This is a genomic window from Streptomyces sp. bgisy027 (assembly GCF_057710365.1).
The window spans coordinates 56,924-77,058 of sequence record NZ_JBYIVZ010000036.1; the positions used below are offsets into that span (position 1 = coordinate 56,924).

Annotated in this window: 20 protein-coding genes and 1 pseudogene; 9 read left to right on the forward strand and 12 right to left on the reverse strand. The window is 71.1% G+C overall.

Annotated features, from left to right (window positions below):
* Positions 1 to 54: 54 nt before the first annotated feature.
* Complete coding sequence (locus AC3ETA_RS31675) at positions 55 to 636, forward strand: DinB family protein (RefSeq protein ID WP_432196320.1); 582 nt, start codon at positions 55 to 57, stop codon at positions 634 to 636.
* 67 nt (positions 637 to 703) lie between these two features.
* Entirely contained in the window at positions 704 to 1,192 is a 489-nt protein-coding gene (locus AC3ETA_RS31680; protein WP_432196321.1) for a helix-turn-helix domain-containing protein, read from the forward strand.
* Positions 1,193 to 1,210: 18 nt separating this feature from the next.
* Here AC3ETA_RS31680 and AC3ETA_RS31685 read toward each other — a convergent pair whose 3' ends face one another.
* The 3 genes and pseudogenes from AC3ETA_RS31685 to AC3ETA_RS31695 form a co-directional block, all read right to left on the reverse strand.
* Positions 1,211 to 1,813: a ClpP family protease gene (locus tag AC3ETA_RS31685; RefSeq protein WP_432196322.1), complete on the reverse strand. Its 603-nt coding sequence runs from the start codon at positions 1,811 to 1,813 to the stop codon at positions 1,211 to 1,213.
* A gap of 1 nt (position 1,814) precedes the next feature.
* On the reverse strand, positions 1,815 to 2,453 hold the full coding sequence (locus AC3ETA_RS31690; protein WP_432196323.1) for an ATP-dependent Clp protease proteolytic subunit: 639 nt from the start codon (positions 2,451 to 2,453) through the stop codon (positions 1,815 to 1,817).
* A gap of 85 nt (positions 2,454 to 2,538) precedes the next feature.
* A pseudogene (locus tag AC3ETA_RS31695) lies at positions 2,539 to 2,964 on the reverse strand (alpha/beta fold hydrolase); the annotation flags it as partial.
* Between the two features lie 181 nt (positions 2,965 to 3,145).
* Here AC3ETA_RS31695 and AC3ETA_RS31700 point away from each other — a divergent pair.
* A complete protein-coding gene (locus AC3ETA_RS31700; protein WP_432196324.1) occupies positions 3,146 to 3,628 on the forward strand; it encodes a VOC family protein in 483 nt (160 codons plus the stop codon).
* Between the two features lie 10 nt (positions 3,629 to 3,638).
* On the opposite strand, the gene AC3ETA_RS31705 is transcribed toward AC3ETA_RS31700, so the two are convergent.
* The 5 genes from AC3ETA_RS31705 to AC3ETA_RS31725 form a co-directional block, all read right to left on the reverse strand.
* The gene (locus tag AC3ETA_RS31705; RefSeq protein WP_432196325.1) at positions 3,639 to 4,559 is read right to left on the reverse strand and encodes an SGNH/GDSL hydrolase family protein; all 921 of its coding nucleotides are present in this window, start codon (positions 4,557 to 4,559) and stop codon (positions 3,639 to 3,641) included.
* Positions 4,560 to 4,677: 118 nt separating this feature from the next.
* Entirely contained in the window at positions 4,678 to 5,556 is an 879-nt protein-coding gene (locus AC3ETA_RS31710; RefSeq protein WP_432196366.1) for a geranyl diphosphate 2-C-methyltransferase, read from the reverse strand.
* A 50-nt stretch (positions 5,557 to 5,606) separates the two neighbouring features.
* Positions 5,607 to 6,656, reverse strand: a complete 1,050-nt coding sequence (locus AC3ETA_RS31715; protein WP_432196326.1) for a family 2 encapsulin nanocompartment cargo protein terpene cyclase — start codon at positions 6,654 to 6,656, stop codon at positions 5,607 to 5,609.
* A gap of 16 nt (positions 6,657 to 6,672) precedes the next feature.
* On the reverse strand, positions 6,673 to 8,109 hold the full coding sequence (locus AC3ETA_RS31720; RefSeq protein WP_432196327.1) for a family 2B encapsulin nanocompartment shell protein: 1,437 nt from the start codon (positions 8,107 to 8,109) through the stop codon (positions 6,673 to 6,675).
* Positions 8,110 to 8,413: 304 nt separating this feature from the next.
* A complete protein-coding gene (locus tag AC3ETA_RS31725) occupies positions 8,414 to 9,421 on the reverse strand; it encodes a zinc-binding alcohol dehydrogenase family protein (protein WP_432196367.1) in 1,008 nt (335 codons plus the stop codon).
* Positions 9,422 to 9,571: 150 nt separating this feature from the next.
* On the opposite strand from AC3ETA_RS31725, the gene AC3ETA_RS31730 reads away from it, so the two are divergent.
* Together AC3ETA_RS31730 and AC3ETA_RS31735 are read left to right on the forward strand one after the other, a co-directional pair.
* Entirely contained in the window at positions 9,572 to 10,372 is an 801-nt protein-coding gene (locus tag AC3ETA_RS31730) for a VOC family protein (RefSeq protein ID WP_432196328.1), read from the forward strand.
* 74 nt (positions 10,373 to 10,446) lie between these two features.
* The gene (locus tag AC3ETA_RS31735; protein WP_432196329.1) at positions 10,447 to 11,136 is read left to right on the forward strand and encodes a ribonuclease H family protein; all 690 of its coding nucleotides are present in this window, start codon (positions 10,447 to 10,449) and stop codon (positions 11,134 to 11,136) included.
* Positions 11,137 to 11,151: 15 nt separating this feature from the next.
* Here AC3ETA_RS31735 and melC2 read toward each other — a convergent pair whose 3' ends face one another.
* Complete coding sequence (melC2, locus tag AC3ETA_RS31740; RefSeq protein ID WP_432196330.1) at positions 11,152 to 11,976, reverse strand: tyrosinase MelC2; 825 nt, start codon at positions 11,974 to 11,976, stop codon at positions 11,152 to 11,154.
* 34 nt (positions 11,977 to 12,010) lie between these two features.
* A complete protein-coding gene (gene melC1 / locus AC3ETA_RS31745) occupies positions 12,011 to 12,430 on the reverse strand; it encodes an apotyrosinase chaperone MelC1 (protein WP_432196331.1) in 420 nt (139 codons plus the stop codon).
* 361 nt (positions 12,431 to 12,791) lie between these two features.
* Between melC1 and AC3ETA_RS31750 the strand changes: the two genes are divergently transcribed.
* The 3 genes from AC3ETA_RS31750 to AC3ETA_RS31760 all read left to right on the forward strand — a co-directional run bounded on the left by AC3ETA_RS31750 (position 12,792) and on the right by AC3ETA_RS31760 (position 15,722).
* The gene (locus AC3ETA_RS31750) at positions 12,792 to 14,003 is read left to right on the forward strand and encodes an FAD-dependent monooxygenase (protein ID WP_432196332.1); all 1,212 of its coding nucleotides are present in this window, start codon (positions 12,792 to 12,794) and stop codon (positions 14,001 to 14,003) included.
* Positions 14,004 to 14,175: 172 nt separating this feature from the next.
* The gene (locus AC3ETA_RS31755; RefSeq protein WP_432196333.1) at positions 14,176 to 15,159 is read left to right on the forward strand and encodes an aldo/keto reductase; all 984 of its coding nucleotides are present in this window, start codon (positions 14,176 to 14,178) and stop codon (positions 15,157 to 15,159) included.
* 80 nt (positions 15,160 to 15,239) lie between these two features.
* On the forward strand, positions 15,240 to 15,722 hold the full coding sequence (locus AC3ETA_RS31760) for a DUF6328 family protein (RefSeq protein WP_432196334.1): 483 nt from the start codon (positions 15,240 to 15,242) through the stop codon (positions 15,720 to 15,722).
* A 30-nt stretch (positions 15,723 to 15,752) separates the two neighbouring features.
* Here the strand turns inward: AC3ETA_RS31760 and AC3ETA_RS31765 are convergent, their stop codons facing one another.
* A complete protein-coding gene (locus AC3ETA_RS31765) occupies positions 15,753 to 16,796 on the reverse strand; it encodes a hypothetical protein (protein WP_432196335.1) in 1,044 nt (347 codons plus the stop codon).
* A gap of 223 nt (positions 16,797 to 17,019) precedes the next feature.
* On the opposite strand from AC3ETA_RS31765, the gene AC3ETA_RS31770 reads away from it, so the two are divergent.
* Entirely contained in the window at positions 17,020 to 18,456 is a 1,437-nt protein-coding gene (locus AC3ETA_RS31770; RefSeq protein ID WP_432196336.1) for a serine hydrolase domain-containing protein, read from the forward strand.
* Here the strand turns inward: AC3ETA_RS31770 and AC3ETA_RS31775 are convergent, their stop codons facing one another.
* Positions 18,457 to 20,070 carry a serine/threonine protein kinase gene (locus AC3ETA_RS31775; protein WP_432196337.1) on the reverse strand — a complete coding sequence of 538 codons (1,614 nt, stop codon included), beginning with the start codon at positions 20,068 to 20,070 and terminating at the stop codon, positions 18,457 to 18,459.
* Positions 20,071 to 20,135: the final 65 nt, after the last annotated feature.

The following is a 20,135-nucleotide window of genomic DNA, read 5'->3' on the forward strand; positions in this document are numbered from 1 at the left end:
GCGCGGCCGGAAATCCGGTGGCGGTCCGGACGCCGACCGCCCATGCTCGCCCGTATGACCGATGTCACGGAGCCTGAAGGGGCGCTGCCCGAACGCACCTTCGGGTGGTGGGACATGTGGGTCGCCCCCGACGACGACCCCCGCGGCGACGGCGGCTACGTCGGCGAACTCGCGACCCTCGTCGGCTACCTCGGCGACCAGCGGCTGACGTTCGAGATGAAGTGCGCCGACCTGGACGCCGAGGACATGGCCCGCCGCTCGGTCCCCCCGTCCGACCTCTCCCTGCTGGGCCTGCTGCGCCATCTCGCCGGCGTCGAACAGGCCTGGTTCCGCCGCGTCATGGCCGGGCAGGACGTCCCCCGGCACTACCGCACCGAGGACGACCCCAACGGCGAGTTCACCGGCGCCGTGCCCGCCCCCGACGTCGTCGCCGAGGCCTGGGCGACCTGGCGCTCGGAAGTCGCCTTCGCGGAGCGCTTCGTGGCCGAGGCACCGAGTCTCGACGTCATCGGCAACGGCGGCGACGAACCGATCGCCCTGCGCGAACTGCTGGTCCACATGATCGAGGAGTACGCCCGGCACAACGGGCACGCCGACTTCCTGCGCGAGCGGATCGACGGGCGCGTCGGGCAGTAGCCGCGATTTCCCCCAGGGCGGAACGCCGACCCCTTCCCCTCGCGCCAGGCGTTCCTAGGCTGGGAAGGTGAGCGAACAAGCGCCGAACGAAGCCCGCGTCATTCCCCTGCGCCCGCCGGCCGCCCGCCCGCCGGTGACCCGGCCCTCGGCCGCGCGCCCGGGCACGACCCGCCCCGCGTCCGAACGCCCTGCCACCGCCCCGCCGACGACCGCCCCGGGTGCCACCCCGTCCCGGGCACCCGCGCCCAGGGAACCCCTCTGGCGCGACCTCGTCGGCGACGTGCTGCGCCGTGAGCGCCTCACGCAGGAGCGGACGCTCAAGGACGTCGCCGACGCCGCCCGGATCTCCATGCCGTACCTCTCGGAAGTGGAGCGCGGCCGCAAGGAGGCCTCCTCGGAGGTCCTCGCGGCCGCGGCCCACGCCCTGGGGCTCGGACTCGGTGACCTGCTGACGCGGGCGCAGGGCGAACTCGCCCGGGTCACCGGCCGCCGGGTGCCGGGCGCCGGCCGCGGCAGGACGGGTTCGTCGTACGACGGGCTGTGCCTGGCGGCGTGACGGACGCGGGCCGGCGCCTCAGACCCGCACGAGGCGCCGGCTCACCACCTCGTCGGCGAGGCCGTACGCGACGGCCTCCTGCGCGGTGAACACCTTGTCGCGGTCCATGTCCGCGCGCAGCGTGGCGATGTCGTGATGGGTGTGCCGGGCCAGCACCTCCTCGACCTGCGAGCGGATCCGGACCATCTCCTGCGCATGGAGCGCGAGGTCGGACACCATGCCCCGGCTGCCCCCGGAGGCGGGCTGGCCGAGCAGCACACGCGCGTGCTCCAGCACGAACCGCCGCCCCGGGTCCCCTCCGGCCAGCAGCACCGCGGCCGTGGAGGCGGCCTGCCCCACGCAGAACGTGGAGATCGGCGCCTGCACGTACGTCATCGTGTCGTAGATCGCCATGAGCGAAGTGAACGAGCCGCCGGGGGAGTTGATGTAGATCGCGATCTCGTTCTCGGGCGCCGAGGACTCCAGGTGCAGGAGCTGAGCGATGACGACGTTGGCGACGCCGTCGTCGATCTCGGTGCCGAGGAAGATGATCCGCTCCGACAGCAGCCGGCTGAACACGTCCGAGGAGCGCTCGCCGTGCGCGGTCCGCTCGATCACATACGGAATCGTGTAGTTCCCCATGTCACAGCCCCATCCGTCGCTTCGAGGAGGCCGGGCGGACGTCCGCGAGGGACTCCACGACCCGGTCCACCAAGCCGTACTCAGTGGCCTCTTCGGCCGTGAACCAGCGGTCGCGGTCGCCGTCCCGGGAGATGGTCTCCGGGGTCTGACCGGTGTGCTCGGCGGTGATCCGCTCGATGGTCCGCTTGGTGAACTCCAGGTTCTCCGCCTGGATCTCGATGTCCGCGGTCGTGCCGCCGATCCCGGCGGACGGCTGGTGCATCATGATGCGCGCGTTCGGCAGCGTGAACCGCTTGCCCGCGGTGCCCACGCTGAGCAGGAACTGGCCCATGCTGGCCGCGAATCCCATGGCCAGCGTCGCGACGTCGTTCGGGATCAGCCGCATCGTGTCGTAGATCGCGAGCCCCGCGTGCACGGAGCCGCCCGGGCTGTTGATGTACAGACCGATGTCGGTGCGCGGGTCCTCCGCCGACAGCAGGAGCAACTGGGCGCAGATCCGGTTCGCGGACGCCTCGGTGACCTCGGTGCCGAGGAACACGATGCGCCGGCCGAGCAGTTGGGCGGCGAGATGGTCGTCGAACCGCGTCGGCGGGGCGTCGCCCTCCTCGGCACGCGGCGCGAACGTCGAGAGTGGTGTCATCGGTTCTCCTCGTGGTGATGGATGCCGGTGACTCCACTGTTGACCTCGGACGATGCCGACGGCGGATTTCTCTGCCCTCGGCAGATCAGCTGAGGGCAGATCCCTCCCGCAGCTGCCGGAAGAACGCCCGCACGTCGCCCACCAGAAGGCCGGGTTCCTCCATTGCCGCGAAGTGGCCGCCCCGGTCGAACTCGGTCCGGCGCACCAGGTTCTCGGTGCGCCGCGCCTTGTGCCGGAGCGGGATCCGCGGTTCGGCGGGGAAGAGGGCGAGCGCGGTCGGCACTGCGGACGCCTCGGAGGGCTTCACCACTCGTTCCCGGTGATGCGCCCGCTCGTAGCCGAGCCGGCGCAGCAGCTCGGCCCACGCGTCGGCGACCCGGCGCGCCTCCCAGCCCGCCTCCCAGCCCGGCTCCGTCGTCGGCCCGGACAGCCCGAACCCCGGAATGCCCGGCACCACCACATGGCAGGCGTCCGCCGGATCGCCCCCGTGCGCGGCCGGGTCGGCGAGCGGGCGCTCTGCGGGATGCCGAGACGGAAGGGCCGGACGCTGTCCCGGGGCGATGAGGTCATGCCGGGACGCTGGTTCGTGCGGGTGTATCGGCCACCTGAATATGGCGACGCCCCCGGCGATGAGTTTCGCGGCGCGGACCGGTCGACACACATGACAGCGGATCCACGCCCAGGAGGTACTCATGGCAACCGACGGTTTCACCACGTGTCTCTGGTACGACGGCCAGGCCGAGGAGGCCGCCCACTTCTACGTCTCGGTCTTCAAGAACTCCGGCATCGGCAAGATCGCCCGCTATCCCGAGGGCGCGATGCAGCCCGCCGGAAGCGTGATGACCGTCGAGTTCACGGCCAACGGCCACAAGTTCCTCGGCCTCAACGGCGGCCCCGAGTTCAAGTTCACCGAGGCGACCTCCTTCATGATCTTCTGCGAGAACCAGGAGGAGATCGACCACTACTGGGCCAAGCTCACCGAGAACGGCGGCGAGCCCGGCCCCTGCGGCTGGCTCAAGGACCGCTTCGGGGTGTCCTGGCAGGTCGTCCCGGACCGGCTCGACGCGATGATCACCGACCCGGATCCGGCCAGGGCCGCCCGTGTCACCAAGGCGTTCATGGCGATGCACAAGTTCGACATCGCCGCCCTGGACAAGGCCTACGCCGGGGAGTGAGCCCGCCTGGCTAAGGGTTCTCACGGATCACCCGGGTGATCTCCAGGGCGATCCGCAGGATCCCGGGCGAGCGGACCGGGCACGGCTTGGGCGTCGAGGTCGTGGGCGCCAGACAGAAGTGCAGGTAGTCGTCGTCGCGATGCAGGGCCGTGCGGTCCCGGCCCGGCTGGGTGCAGTACTCGCCGTGCGCGTGCTCGTACGCCGTGCACGGCAGGTACTGGACCCAGGAGTAGCGGGCCCCGGCCGCGCTCACCGCCCTGCCCGCGTCGGCGACCAGTTCCCCCGAGGCGGCGGACCGCTCCTGGTACAGGGCGTTGACGCGCCGGACCCGGTCGGGAGTGATCGGGTCCGGGCCCTGGAGCACCCAGACGATCCGCGCGTCCCCGGCGCCGGCGATCTGGTCGGCGAGCCGCTTCATGTCGGCCGCGTACCGCTCGAAGTACCGCTGCGGGGAGGCGTCATGGGTGATGCCGTCCATGCACGGCGTGTAGCCCCAGGCGTTGCCCCAGAACTGGAGCACCACGAAGTCCGGCCGCAGCCGGCGCACCAGGGCGGCCGCCTTGTCCCCGTCCGGCACGAGAGAGCGCTCGCCCGTGCCCTCCAGGTAGTCGCACAGAGTGGTGCCCGAGTAGGGCGCGCTCGTGTACGTCGCCCGCAGCCCCCCGCGCAATTCCCGGCCGAGCACCTTCTGCGCCTCCATCGCGAGCGAGTCGCCGAGGTACAGCACGCTCGGCGCCTTCGCCGGAGCGGCATTCGGAGCGGCACTCGGAGCGGCACTCGGTGACGCCGAGGCCGGTGCCCGCTGCTGTGTGGTGACCGGCGTCCCCGGCACCTCCGGCGGGGGCGCGGCCTGCGCCCCGGACGACGGATCCCCGCACGCGCCGAGCAGCACGGCTGCCAGCAGCACCCCCACGATCCACGGCTTGCGCATACGGCGACTCCCGCCCCGGACACCGAAAACGGCTCCCCAGGCAAGCACGGCCGGGCCCAAGGGGGAAGACACGCGTCGGCCACGGAACACCCGTGGCCGACGCGTGTCGGGTCGTCACTCAGACGCGGTCCGCCGCGATCAGCAGGTACTGGAAGCTGCCGTTGCGGTACGCGTCGATGAAGGTGTCCTCGATCCCGGTCACCAGGTGGTCCGCCTCGCGCCGCAACTCCCAGTAGGGGACGGCCGCCTCCGTCAGATCCTCCACATGGACCGGTACGAGGCGGTTGCGGGCCATCGCGCGGAAGTACTCCGAGCGCGGGTGGATGTCGCAGATGTAGTGGGCGTTGATGAGGGACACCTCGCGCGAGGCACGCCCGTAGGTGTCGTTGTAGCAGCCGGTGATCACCACGTAGCGGCCGCCGCGGCGCAGCAGCCGGGCGTGCTCGGCGAACAGCAGGTCGAGTTCGACGTACATGGTGGACTCGTTGTTCCAGGACGCCGCGTACGCCCCGGACTCCAGCCCGGTGTCCAGCATGTTGCGGTGGTGGTAGCGCACCCGGCCGTCGATGCCCCGCTTGCGGGCCTGCGCGTTCGCGAACTCGGCCTGCTTCTCGGAGATGGTGACGCCGTCGGCGTGGCAGCCGTAGCGCAGATTGGCCACGACGCTGCCGCCGCCGCGCCCGCAGCCTGCGTCGAAGACGCGGTCGGCGCGGGACAGCGGACCGAGGGTACCGGCGAGCAGCTCTGCCTGGGCGTGCTCCAGCCGGTGCAGTTCGGCGGTGACGCGCTCACGGCGCAGTTCGGGATCGGGTTCGTCGAGCACGGAACGGTCGGCGTTCCCGATGCCGTAGTGGTGGTGGTACAGGTCGTCGAGCTTTCCGAGTTCGAGGTTGACCGGGTTCTCCTCGGCGTTCCAGTAGTCCGCGACGCGGTTCTGGTACGTGGACTGGGTCGGCACCGACTTGGCCTTGGTGCCGGCTTCGGGGGCGATGGTCAACTGTGACTCCTCGTGCTGGTGCATGTGACGTTCTGTCATGAAGTCGTGCTTTACCAGTAGTTGGGCAGGTGGTAGCGGTGCGTGTTGGTGGCGTGCCACTCGTGGTTCCCGGCCACCCAGTCGTCCAGGCCCCGGGCGTAGCGCTCGACGAGCGGCGAGGTGGCGGCGAGCACCGCGGACTCCTCCTCGAACGCCGCCATGATCTGGTTGTGGATCTCGACCGCCTTCAGATAGGCGGCCTTCAGACCGCAGCGCTCGTTGGCTGCGACGACCTGCGGCAGGTTCAGATGGGTGGGGTCGCCGGCCAGTTCCTTGGTGAAGGAGTACAGGTCGTTGACGATCGTGGTGGCGTTGCAGGCGAGCGCGGTGATCCGCTGGATCTCCGGGCGGGCGTACAGCGCCTCGGGCAGCTCGTAGCCGTCGACGGCGTCGACGATCGACAGACAGGGCCGGAAGTTGTTGAACTGCCGCATCACCAGGTACTCCCACACCCGGGGGACGTGCCGCGTCTCGCTCCAGGCCGCCTCGGCGAGGTAGCCCATGTGCAGCCGGGCGAGGTCGTGCACGAGCCGGTCGGTCTGGCTCGGCGTCGCGACGGCCGCGTAGTCCTTCAGCGCCCAGTGGTACGAGCGCAGCGGACCGTCCGCCTGCATGCCCTGCGCCCACTCCTGCTGGAACTCGGGCGTGGCGTGGAAGGGGTCCAGCGCCGACTGGGCCATGATCAGCCGCCCGCCCAGGCCGCTGCGGGTCGCGCCCCTGCCCTCGTCCTCCTCGCAGTAGCAGCTGTCGACGATGTTCTCCGCCAGCAGCAGCTTCCCGGCCGCCGTCAGCCGGTCCAGGTCGGCGCCGGCCGGATGCTGGAGCACCACGGCCCGCCCGAACTGGAACCCCGAGAAGTCCCCCGACCAGGCCGGCGGGAACAGGTCGAGACGGCGGGCCCACTCCTCCAGCCTGCGGTCGACCTCCGCGGCCTTCTCCGGGTCGGCGGGGCCCACCTGCCGGTAGCGCAGCCCCGGGATCGCACCGCCGCGCCGCGTCCGCAGCGTGCGGGCGAGGTTCGGCGGCCCGGGCAGGGCCCAGGTGGAGGCGGTCGTACTCATCGCGTTCTCCGCGGGCTCACTCAGCGGTCCGGCCGATCTGGGCGTTCTCCAGGATCCCGACCGCGTCGGGCACGAGGATCGCCATCGAGTAGTAGGCGGTGACGAGGTAGCGGATGATCGAGTTGGCGTCGATCCCCATGAACCGCACGTTCAGGCCCGGCTGGTACTCCTCCGGGATGCCGGTCTGGTACAGCCCGATGGCGCCCTGGTCGCCCTCGCCCGTGCGCAGCGCGATGATGCTGCTGGTGTGCTGCGCACTGATCGGGATCTTGTTGCAGGGGAAGATCGGGACACCGCGCCAGGCGGGGATCTCGTGCCCGTCGACATTCGCCGTGCCGGGCACCAGGCCGCGCCGGTTGCACTGCCGGAAGAAGGCCGAGATCGCCTTCGGATGCGCGATGAACAGCTTGGTCTTGCGGCGCATCGACAGCAGCTCGTCCATGTCGTCCGGCGTCGGCGGCCCGGTGAAGGTGCTGATCCGCTGCCCGTAGTCGGCGCTGTGCAGCAGCCCGAAGTCCCGGTTGTTGACCAGCTCCCACTCCTGGCGCTCGCGGATCTCCTCGATGGTCAGGCGGAGTTGCTGCTCGGTCTGGTCCATCGGGTTGTTGAACAGGTCGGCGACCCTCGTGTGCACCCGCAGCACGGTCTGGGTGAGCGACAGCTCGTACTCGCGCGGGGCGAGGTCGTAGTCGACGTAACCGCCGCCGATGGTCGGCTCGCCGACATGGCCGGCCTGCACCGGAACGTCGGCCTCGCCCTTGCGGTTCATGGGCAGTTGCTGACGCTCGGCGTACGCCGACAGGTGCTCAGCGAGGGACGGCGCCCGGTCGGTGAGCTCCTGGACCACCGTCCAGGGCAGCACCATCAGCACGCCCGCCGTCTCGGCGCGCACCGAGCTCAGCCACAGCGGGTCGGGCTGGCCGATGGCCTCGTCGCCGATCTGGTCGCCGCCGGTGACGATGCCGACGATCTCCTCCTCGCCGTACTTGCCCTCGGTGAAGCGGGTGAAGCGGCCGTGCACGACGAGGTAGGCCTCGTGGACCGGCTGCCCGGCCTCCACGAGCACCTGGCCGGCCCGGATCTCGCGCACCCGGAACCGGCTCGCGATCTCCTTCAGCACCTCCGCGTCGGAGTAGCCCCGCAGGACGGGCAGTTCGGTGAGCGTCTGGGGGATGACCTTGATGTCGTCGGCGCCGTTCTGCTCGAACTGCACCCGGCCGCGGCCGACACGCAGTTGCAGACGCCGGTTGACCCGGTAGGTGCCGCCCTTGACGTCGACCCACGGAAGCATCTTCAGCAGCCATCGCGAGGAGATGGCCTGCATCTGGGGTTCGGACTTGGTGGTCGTGGCGAGCTGGCGCGCCGCCTGGGTGCTGAGACTGGTCAGTGGTCCGTCGGTGGTGGGGGCGGGGTCGTCGGCGGCGGGGCCGGCGGCGCTCTCGGATACGGACACGTGATCCCTTCCTGGACGGTGAACAGGAGTGAACGAAGTGGTCGGTGACGACGGCAGCCTCTGGACGCGAAAACGGCTGCCTCGTGACACGGATGGGCCGTACGCGTCGCAGGGACAAGCCAAACAGCGGGGGCGGTTCGCCCGGTACGGCGTGAAGGGGGCGGTTTCGTCACCTGGGTGGTGTAAACCCTTTGTTGAAGCGGAGTGATCACGTCCGAGTGCTCCCACGCCGGTCGGGTCCACCCGCCGCGCCATGACGCCGGGCAAACCGCATGGCGTCGCACATCCTGCGGAGCGCTGTGTCTCAGGACAGGTCGTTCACCAGCACGGCGGCCCCGTCGAACCGACCCGCCTCGAGATCGCGCAGCGCCCGGTCCGCCCGCGACAGCGGATACGTGTGCGTCGTGGCGTGCACGGAGTGCTCCGCGGCCAGCGCCAGGAACTCACGGGCGTCCTCGCGCGTGTTGGAGGTGACGCTGCACACCTGCTTCTCGTAGAAGAGCTCGCGCTCGTAGCGCAGCACCGGGATGTCGCTGAGGTGGATCCCGGCGATCGCCAGCGTCCCGCCCCGGTCCAGGGCCCGCAGCGCGACCGGGACCAGCTCGCCGGCGGGCGCGAACAGGATCGCGCTGTCCAGCGGCTCCGGCGGCTTCGCGTACGCGTCCCCGGCCGAGGCGGCGCCCAGATCCAGCGCCAGCCGCCGTGCGTCGGCCCCGCGGGTCAGGACGTGCACCGTGGCGCCCTGGGCGAGCGCCACCTGCGCGCACAGATGAGCGCTGCCCCCGAAGCCGTACAGCCCGAGCCGCCCGCCCGGCGGCAGCGCCGAGCGGCGCAGTGCGCGGTATCCGATGATCCCGGCGCACAGCAGCGGCGCGAGCGACACGTCGTCCAGGGCGCCGGGCAGCCGGTGGGCGAACGCGGCCGGCACGGTCGTGTACTCGGCGTATCCGCCGTCGGCGTCCCAGCCCGTGTACGCGGAGGACGGGCACAGGTTCTCCGACCCGCGCAGGCAGTAGCCGCAGGTGCCGTCGGTCCGCCGCAGCCAGGCCACGCCGACCCGCTCCCCGACGTCGAAGCCGCTGACCGCGGCCCCGAGGCCCGCGACGACCCCGACGACCTCGTGCCCGGGCGTCACACCGGGCCGGTGCACCGGCAGATCGCCCTCGGTGACATGCAGATCGGTACGGCACACCCCGCACGTGCGCACCCGCACCAGCAGCTCGTCGTCTCCGGGCACCGGAACCGGCTTCTCCACCAGCCGCAGCGGCCCCGCCGCGACCGGCCCCGGTTCGAGAACCGACCATGCCCGCATCGTCGTGTCCGCCATCGCGAGTCCCGTCCGCCGTCCGGCCGCTCTCCCCTCCAGTCTGGAACGGAACCAGGCATTCGGCGCGCGACCCGACGGCCCGGTGACTAGCGTAAGAATCCGGACAACTCACCGAGCCGGGAGAGGGCCGCAGCCATGGCCGCGAAACCTGAAGGAACCCCCATCTGGGCCGACGCGATGTTCAGCGACATCGAGGGAGCCAAGAACTTCTACGGCGACGTCCTCGGCTGGACGTTCGGCGAGCAGTCGTCGGAGTACGGCAACTACACACAGGCCTACGCGAACGACAAGGCGGCCGCGGCGGTCGTGCCGCCCATGCCCGGCCAGGAGGGCCAGTCGCAGTGGTGCCTCTACTTCGCCACCTCCGACGTGAACGCCACCGCCGCCAGGATCCGTGAGAACGGCGGCGAGATCCTGATGGAGCCGATGGCGGTCGGCGAGTTCGGCAGCATGTGTCTGGCCCGCGAACCCGGCGGCGCCGTCTTCGGACTGTGGCAGCCCGGCACGCACGAGGGCTTCGAGGCTCCGATGGAGGAGCCGGGCGCGTACTGCTGGGGCGAGGTCTTCACCCGCGAGCGGGACAAGCCCGACACGTTCTTCCCGGCGGTCTTCGGGTACGGCGCGAAGCAGATGGAGGACGACGCGGTCGACTTCCGGATCTACTCGATCGGCGAGGACATGGTTCTCGGCCGCATGGTCATGACCGACGAGTTCCCGCCCGAGGTTCCCTCCTACATCAACGTCTACTTCACCGTCGAGAACTGCGACGACGCCGTGGCCCGCGCCACCAAGCAGGGCGCCGTGCTCCGCTTCGGCCCGATGACCTCGCCGTTCGGCAGGTTCGCGGCGCTCACCGACCCCCAGGGCGCCAACTTCTCGGTGATCGACGTCACCACGACCGAGGGCGAGATGCCGAAGACCACCGACGTCTCGTGATCGGCGGCTGACCACGACCGGACAGGACCGATCGGCCATCGCACCCGCGACCGGTCGGCCCGCCGGCCCATGGCATGATCGGGCACATGCGTGAACGTGTTGTGGCCGCGTGCGACGGGGCTTCCAAGGGAAACCCGGGGCCGGCGGGCTGGGCGTGGGTCGTCGCCGACGAGACGGAGACCCCGGCCCGCTGGGAGGCGGGGCCGCTCGGCAAGGCCACCAACAACGTCGCGGAACTGACCGCGCTGGAACGGCTCCTCACGGCGATCGACCCGGGCGTACCGCTGGAGATCCGCATGGACTCGCAGTACGCCATGAAGGCCGTCACCACCTGGCTGCCGGGCTGGAAGCGCAACGGCTGGAAGACGTCCGCGGGCAAGCCCGTCGCCAACCAGGACCTGGTCGTGCGCATCGACGAGCTGCTCGACGGCCGCAAGGTCGAGTTCCGCTACGTCCCCGCCCACCAGGTCGACGGGGACCCGCTCAACGACTTCGCCGACCGCGCCGCCAGCCAGGCCGCCACCGTGCAGGAGTCCGCGGGCAGCGAACTCGGCTCGCCGGAGCCGCCGCCCTCCCCGGACACCCCGCAGACCAAGGCACCCCGCCGCAAGGCTGCCGCCCGGAAGAACGGCAGCTCCTCGCGGACCATCAAGGCCAAGTTCCCCGGCCGCTGCCTGTGCGGGCGCGGCTACGCGGCCGGCGAGCAGATCGCCAAGAACGCGCAGGGGTGGGGCCACCCGGAGTGCCGCACCGCCGACGCCTGACCGGCCCGGCCGGGCTCAGGCCGCGTCGAAGGTGTAGTGCGCGGTGTGGTCCAGCAGATCGGCGGGGCGCACGTCGTTCCACGGCTTCATCGTGTCGCCCAGATCGATCACGTTCGGCGTCCCGGCGGTCGGCAGATAGCCGGAGCCGGGGTGGCGCCGCTGCCAGTCCGCCCACAGCTTGTCGATGTAGGCGTGGTGCAGCCAGAACACCGGATCGTTGGGCGACGCGCCGGTGGCCATCTGCCCGCCGACCCACACATGGACCCGGTTGTGCAGATTGACCCCGCGCCAGCCTTCGAGGTGGTTGCGGAAGCCGTCCGAGGCGCTGTTCCAGGGCGCCATGTCGTACGTGGCCATGGCCAGCACGGACGCCACCTCGGCCGGGGTCGGCAGGTCCCGTACGGCAGTGCCCAGCGAGCGGCGCAGGAACGTACGGCCGTCGACGCGCACCTTGATCGGCCAGTTCCCGGTCGACGCCGCGAACGGCCCGTCCAGCACCTGTCCGTCGCGGCTGCGCCCGGTGCCGCCCATGAAGTCCGGCGCCCACAGCGAGGACCGTATCGAGCGGTCGGTGCTCCAGTCCCAGTACGGCAGCGCGACCGAGGCGTCCACCTCCTGCAGGGCGCGCTCGAACTCGAGGAGGAATCTGCGGTGCCAGGGCAGGAACGACGGTGACCGGTGGCCGGTGCGTTCGCCGTGGTCGGTGTCGCTGACGATGAAGGCGTTGTGGGTCGTGACGAAGGAGTCGTAGCGGCCGCTGCGCTTCAACTCCAGGAGGGCGGCGACGAATCGGCGCTTCTCGTCGGCGGTCAGGACGGCCTGGTTCTTGCGGACGGTCATGGTTGCGGGTGCTCCAGAGTGCGGGTGCGGCGGTTCAGTTGGCGGGGAAGGGCAGCAGGGCCGCGCCCTGGAGCTCGTCCACGGCGGCGCGGGCGGCGGCCCGCGGGCCGGGCACCGGGTCGTAGTGGCTGACGACGCTGATCCAGCTGCCGTCGGCGTTGCGCATGACGTGCAGCTCGACGTCGTCGACGAACACGGCGTAGCCGCCGCCGTGATGCTGGTGGGCGCCGCCCGAGGCGGGCCGGCCCTGGATCCGGCGGCCCTTGTAGACCTCGTCGAAGGGTGCCGGGGTGTGCTGGACGTGCTCCTGGTGGCCGGTGTGCTCCGAGTGCCGGCGCTGTCCGGTGGCGGATGCGGCGGGGGCGTTGAGCGTCTGGACGAGGCCACCGGCGCCGGCGGCGGTGGCGAGGGCGGCCGTGGCGGTGAGCGCGCGGCGACGGCTGAGTTCCGGCATACGGATCTCCTGGGTGGGTTCGATGGTGCGTTCGGGTGCTGACTCCGCATGCCTATCGGGCCCCACGAGAGTGGGAGAAATCGGTTGCGAGCGGTTGGCTTCGATCCGGACAAGTGGCTACATGTCGTGCAAGCTTGAACAGAGATGATCTTGCTGCGAGTGGGTGCCCCGCCTACCCGGAACGGGCAATTCCTTCTCCCGGGAGCCGTGTTCCCGGTGGTCCTTGGCTGGCGGACGGGGCGTCAGTGGTGTGTCTCACCCGCTGAAACTGGCGCGATCCGGAACGTCACGAGAAGTCGCCACGGCCCTGCTAACCTGCGGATCCGAATTGACCGTATTGGGGAAATATCTAGGGGTATGTGTGAAGGTCGCCTGTGTCGGTGGCGGGCCCGCCGGTCTGTATCTCTCGATCCTGCTCAAGCTGCGGGACCCGTCCCACGACGTCACCGTCCATGAACGCAACGCCGAGGGCACCACCTACGGCTGGGGCGTGACGTACTGGCGCGGACTGCTCGACCAGCTGCGCGCCCACGACCCCGAGACGGCTCGCGCCATCGAGGAGAACTCGGTCCGCTGGAGCGAGGGCGTGGCCCACGTACGGGACCTGACGACCCGTCGGCCCGGCGACGAGGGGCACGGCATCGGCCGCCACCGGCTGCTGGAGATCCTCGCCGAACGCGCCCGCTCGCTCGGCGTACGCCTGGAGTTCGGCAGCACGATCACCCCGGACGACCTGCCCGCCGCCGACCTCGTCGTCGCGGGCGACGGCGTCCACAGCGCCCTGCGCACCCGCCACGCCGACCACTTCGGCACCCGGATCGACAGCGGCCGCAACCGCTACCTCTGGCTCGGCACCAGCAAGGCCTTCGACGCGTTCACCTTCGCCTTCGTCGAGACCGACCACGGCTGGATCTGGTGCTACGGCTACGGCTACGGCTTCGGCCCCGACGCCGGCACCTGTGTCGTCGAGTGCGCTCCGCGGACCTGGACCGGCCTCGGCCTCGACAGGGCGCCCGAGGCCGACGGACTGGCCCTGCTGGAGAAGCTCTTCGCCGGGATCCTCGACGGCCACCCGCTCATCGGCCGCCCCTCCGCCGGCGCCGGCGCGCAGTGGCTGACCTTCCGCACCGTCACCAACCGCACCTGGCACCGCGGCAACGTCGTCCTGATCGGCGACGCCGCTCACACCACCCACTACTCCATCGGCGCCGGTACGACGCTCGCCCTGGAGGACGCGATCGCCCTGGCCGGCGCGCTGCACGAGCGGCCCGCCCTGCCGCAGGCACTCGCCCGGTACGAACGGGAGCGCAGGGCGGCGCTGTTGTCTCTCCAGAGCGCCGCCCGCCACAGCGCCCTGTGGTACGAGAGCCTGCCCCGCTATATCGACCTGCCCCCGCAGCAGATGTTCGCCCTGCTCGGACAGCGCCACTCACCCCTGCTGCCGTACGTACCGCCCCAGCTGTACTACCGGATCGACAGGGCGGCCGGGCAGCTCGAGGCGCTGCGCCGCCTCAAGCGCTGGCTGGGGCCGAAGGTCGCAAGCACCGTGCAGAGCAGGATGACCCGCAGGTAGCGGCGCTACGTGAACAGCCGGTCCAGGAAGGCGTCTGTCCGAGCCCGGGTGCGCCCCGACAGCAATCGCTTGCCCGTCGAGCCGTTTCGCTCGTGCGGGTGAAGGCTTCGCAGGGGACGGCAGCGGAGGGGCCCGCTCCGCGCCGGCGGCCGGCGAATGACACACTGACGCCATGGACGAGCGTGTAATCGGTAGGTCGGGTCAGCGGGCATCCGTCGTCGGACTCGGTACGTGGCAGCTGGGCGCCGACTGGGGAGACGTCGACGAGAAGCAAGCCCTTGCGGTGCTGGACGCCGCGGTCGAGTCGGGGGTGACCTTCTTCGACACGGCCGACGTCTACGGCGACGGGCGCAGCGAGCAGACCATCGCCTCCTTCCTGCGCGGCAGGCCCGAGCTGGACATCTTCGTCGCGACCAAGATGGGCCGCCGCGTCGACCAGATCCCCGAGAACTACGTCCTCGACAACTTCCGTGCCTGGAACGACCGTTCGCGGCGCAACCTCGGCGTGGACCGCCTCGACCTGGTCCAGCTGCACTGCCCGCCGACGCCCGTCTACTCCACGGACGAGGTGTTCGACGCCCTGGACACGCTGGTCGAGGAGGAGCGCATCGCCCGGTACGGCGTCAGCGTGGAGACCTGCGCCGAGGCACTGACCGCCATCGCCCGGCCCGGGGTGGCCAGTGTGCAGATCATCCTCAACGCGTTCCGCATGAAGCCCCTGCTGGAGGTGCTGCCCGCCGCCCGGGAGGCCGGCGTCGGCATCATCGCCCGCGTCCCGCTGGCCTCCGGCCTGCTGTCCGGCAAGTACACCAAGGACACCGTCTTCCCCGCGAACGACCACCGCACCTACAACCGGCACGGCGAGTCCTTCGACCAGGGCGAGACCTTCTCCGGCGTCGACTACGAATCCGGCGTGGAGGCGGCCGTCGAGTTCGCCGGCCTCGTCCCGGAGGGATACACGCCGGCCCAGCTGGCGCTGCGCTGGATCATCCAGCAGCCCGGCGTGACCACCGTCATCCCCGGCGCCCGCTCGCCCGAGCAGGCCCGTGCCAACGCGGCCGCCGCCGCACTGCCCGAGCTGTCCGCAGACACGCTCGCCGCAGTCCGCGACCTCTACGACCGGCGGATCAGGGACCAGGTGGAGAGCCGCTGGTAGACGTGGCACGGCTCCCGGGGCGTCCCGCCGTTCCCGGAGCCCGCCGTTTCACTGCCCGGCGCCGCGGTTACTCGTATCGCATGTCTGAGCAGGAGAGGCGCAAAGGACGCGACGAGAGCACGGACGAGCGCGCCGACCGCATGTGGGGCGAGCTCCTCCAAGAGGTCCGGGTGGCCCAGATGGGCGTCCAGATCCTGTTCGGTTTCCTGCTCACCGTCGTGTTCACGACGAAGTACGACACCCTCGCGGACACCGACCAGACCATCTACATCGTGACGGTCGTCCTCGGTGCCTCCGCCACCGGCGCCCTGATCGGCCCCGTGTCCCTGCACCGGCTCGTGTCCGGGCGCCGGATCAAGCCGCAGGCGGTCGAGTGGGCTTCCCGGCTGACGTTCGTCGGCCTGCTTCTGCTGCTCGCCACGATGACGGGCTCGCTCCTGCTGATCCTGCGCGTCGCGACGCACGACGACTACGTGCCCTGGCTGGTCGCCGGTGTGGTCGTCTGGTATCTGGTGTGCTGGTTCGTGCTGCCGCTGTGGGCACGCCGCCGCCACACGGAGTGAACGGCGGCGCACCGCTGTGACGAGGCCGGACTACTCGGGCGACGCCGCCTCGCCCCGCGTACCCTGAAGTGCGGCGATGCAGGTGGCGATGGCCTGCTGGAGCTCCTCCAGCTGCTGGACCATGTCGTCCTCGACGAACTCCTGCACATCGTCGAAGGTCAGCTCCTCGAAGACCTTCGTCGCCCGCTGGAGGCTGTTGTAGAACTTCGTGCGCCGCTCCTGGACCCGCAGCTCCGGGTCGGCCTCCACGGCCTCGACGACGAGGGACTTCATGGTGTCGTAGGCGTCGGTGGCCCACTCGCCGGTGTCCTCGTCCTCCTCCAGCTCGTCGATGAGCGACAGATGCCGCTCGGCCTCCTGGCGCAGGTCCACCGGCGCGTCGACGGTCTGCCCGGCCGGCGTCTTGATCTGACCCGACTCGGCAATCTGACGGACGTAGCCGATGCGGTCGGCCGACCGGCTCTCGGTGGCGACGGCCTTCTTCAGGTCGTCGGTGCGTACGACGTCGCGCGCCAGCTCGGCCTGAAGCTCCGGGTCCTCGCGCACGCGGTCCAGGAGCGCCTGGCGGGCCGCGCGGGCGGTGGAGGGGTCGGCGAGGATCGCCGCGCGCAGCGCGGTGGGGTTCTCGGCGACCTCCAGGGCCTTGGTCGGGCGGATGCCCTCGGCCTCGGCGGCCCCGGAGATGGCGGTGCCGCGCTCGGAGGTCGCGCTGTTGCGGGAGACGTAGTAGCCGAGCCACACGTCGGCGTCCGGCAGCTCGACCTCCTGGCCCGGCGCGAGCGCCTCGAACTGCGGGACGAGACCGTCGTCGGCTGCCCGGTCCCAGGCCTTGTAGTAGCGCATGACGCGCTCGGCGGAGCAGCCCGCGAGCTCGGCGAACTCCTTCGCGGACACCTTCGGCGTCTCGTCGGCGCCCTGCCCGCCGGGGCGGACGCTGCGCGCCACCTTCAGGCCGAAGGCCCAGCCACCGGTCCGTGCGTAGACCCCGAACTCGCGCGCGTCGCGTGCGACGAGGTCGGACAGCGGGGCCGGGGATGCGGAGGACGTCTCGGGCGGGACGAACGCCAGTGTCACGGGTGACTCTCCTGTACGAGCTGCTCGGAAGGCGAAAAGTGCAGACCGGCAGCTTATGGCACTCGCCGCACGCCGCTCGCGTGGTGCGCAGGACTGCTCCCTGACGCGGAGGCACATCACGCCCCCGGACAGAAGCCTCGAAAACGGTACGCACGGGGCGGGTTTCCGGACTGAAGTGCGAGGACTCCCGGACGACGTCGGGATGTCGGGGGAGGATGCACGTATGTCTGCCCGCGAGCTGCCTTCGAGCACCCCCGCCGCCCAGGGCGTCGACGCCGCCGGTGTCCTCGCCTTCCTCGACGCCCTCGACGCCGCCCCCACGATCGAGCCGCACAGCCTGATGATCATGCGGCACGGCCGGCTGGTCGCCTCCGGCTGGTGGGCGCCGTACACCGCCGAACGCCCCCACCTGCTCTACTCGATCAGCAAGAGCTTCACCGCGACCGCCGTCGGGATCGCCGTCGGCGAGGGACTGATACGGCTCGACGACCCGGTGATCTCGTACTTCCCCGAACTCGACGCCGACATCACCGACCCGCGCAGCCGCGCCATGCTGGTGCGGCACGTGGCGTCCATGGCCACCGGGCACGAGACGGACACCATCGCCGAGGCACGCGAACGCGACCTGGAGAACCTCGTGCGCGGCTTCCTCCTGGTGCCGCCGCAGCACGACCCCGGCACGGTCTTCGCCTACAACCAGCCCGCCACCTTCACCCTCTCCGCCATCGTGCAGCGCACGAGCGGCCAGTCGCTGACCGAGTATCTGCGTCCGCGCCTGCTGGATCCGCTCGGCATCGGCGAGATCGCGTGGCTGCGTCACCGCAGCGGCCAGGAACTCGGCTTCAGCGGCCTGCACGCCACCACCGACGCCGTCGCCCGACTCGGCCAGCTGTATCTGAACCGCGGTGTCTGGGAGGGCGAGCGGCTGCTGCCCGAGTCGTGGGTCACCGAGGCCACGCGCGTGCAGGTCGCGAACGCCGGTGGGATGCCGGGGGACGACTGGCAGCTGGGCTACGGCTTCAAGTTCTGGATGTCCCGGCACGGCTATCGCGGCGACGGCGCCTTCGGCCAGTTCTGCATCGTGCTGCCCGAGCACGACGCCGTGATCGCGACGACGGCGGACACCTGGGACTTGCAGACCGTGCTGAACCTGGTCTGGGAACACCTGCTGCCCGCGTTCGGGCCCGCGCCCCGCACGGGCGGCGAGGCTGCCGACGCGGCCCTCGCGGCGCGGCTGGCCGGACTGGCGCTGCCGCCCGCCTCCGGTGAGCCCGCGCCGCCCGAGGGGGCCGAGACCTGGTCCGCCGCCGCGTTCACACCCGACGGCGGTGTCTGCGCACCGCTTCCGAAGCTGACGGCGATCGACCTCGCACCCGGCGCGGACGGCTGGACGCTGACGCTCACCGAGGACGGGCACCCGCTGGAGGTGCGGCTCGGGGAGACCGGATGGACCGTCACCGAGGGGCCGGTGCCCACCGCGGCGAGCGGTGGCTGGACCGACGCCGACACCCTCGCCGTCGACGTCGCCTTCCTGGAGACCCCGCACCACCTGGAAGTGACGTGTTCGCTCAAGGACCGTACGTTCACGGCCCGTTGGCGCACGGACCCGCTCCACGCCAGGTCGCTGCGGGCGATGAGTGCCCCTCGCGCGTCGGCCTGATCAGTCGCCGGGAACCCGGAAGGTCCGCAGGAACGTGTCCAGGGCCTTCCGGTTCACGGCGTCGTCCCAGTCCTCCTCCGGCGTCGTCCAGCGCAGCGAGTAGCCACGGTGGTCGTCGACGAGGAACCCGCGCCCGAGAGTGCGCAACCGGGTGCCGTCCTTGTCCGAGACCCACTCCATGTCGGCGGCCCGGTAACCCTGGTACGTGGTCGCCTCGATGTCGCCGATCCGCTCGAAACCGCTGCGCTCCTCCAGATCGGGCTGGACGTCGTCACGCCATACCGCGACGGGGTCCGGTCCGAGAGCCTCGCTGTAGGTGATCGTCAGCCTGCGATCGTCGCCCTCGGCGCCGAAGAAGACGCGGTACGCCACGTCCGAGGCGCGGCTGGTGGCCACGGGCTCCCAGCCCTGGGGCAGGGCGATGGAGAAGCCGTCGGGTGATGTGTACGTGCGGAATCCGTCGGGCAGCGCCGTACCCGAGGGGGAGGTGCTGGGGGATTTCGACCCGGACCCGGACTCCGTCCCCGTCTCCTCCCGGGTGGGGGAGGTGCTGGGCGTGACGGTGGGGGACTGGCCCGTCGGCGCGCCGGCGGAGGCGGACGGGGTGGGCGCCGCACCCGTCGCCGAGGAGTCCGAGTCGTCCTGGGTGCCGTTGGTCACGACGAGGACGGTGGCGGCGACGGTGACCACGGCCAGCGCCGTGCCGATGACCATGGCGCGTCTGCCCCAGGTGGGGGCGACGGTGTACCGACCGCGCAGCCGGGGGCGGTGCACGGCCTGCGCGGCCGTCTCCGGGTCGTCGCTGATGACGCGGTCCAGGGCCTCGCGGACCACCGGTCTGCTCAGCCGCTCCCGCGAGTCCTTGCGCAGCAGCCCCTGCACGGCCTGGGTGAGCGGCCCGGCGCGCACCGGGGCGCGCAGCGGAAGGCGGTCGACCCCCTTCAACGTGGTCTCGGGCCGGTCCCGTTCGCGGTACGGCGGGCGCCCCTCGACCATCGTGTAGAGGATCGCGCCCAGCGCCCACAGATCGGAGGCAGGCCCGATCCGCTCGTCGCGGGCCTGCTCCGGCGAGGCGTACGACGGTGCTGCGACCCGGGGCGCGAGGGTGGCGCCGGCCAGGCCGAAGCCGGTGACCACGACCGACCCGTCGGCGCCCACGAACACCTGGCCAGGGCTGAGTTCGCCGTGCGTGATGCCCGCGACATGCGCGGCCTCCAGCACATCGAGCAGTTCGAGACCGATACGCGCGGCCCGTACATAGTTGAACGTGCCCTGCTGGGCGAGGAGTTCCCCCAGCGGTGTGCCGTCGATCCATTCGGTGACGATCCACAGGCTGCCGGACGCCTCGACGGCGTCCAGCACGGTGGCCACCCGGCCCGGGCGCAGCAGCCCTATCCGCTCCGAGGTGCGCAGGATGCGCGAGGTGGCCCGGCGCGTGTCGTCCGGGCCCGGATCGCCGGGAAGCCCGATCTGCGTCAGAAGGCACGCACGTTCGGTTTCCAGGTCCTCGGCGTAGTAGCCGACGCGGTTCGTCTCGCGATGGACGACATTGACGAGACGGTACCTTCCGGCAACCAACTCGGATGTGGAGACGCGCGCCTTGACCATGGCCATCCCTTGCTGAACCGCCGGCTCTCATTTCCCACAGGAAGTACGCGAGACGTCACGGGAAGCGTTCA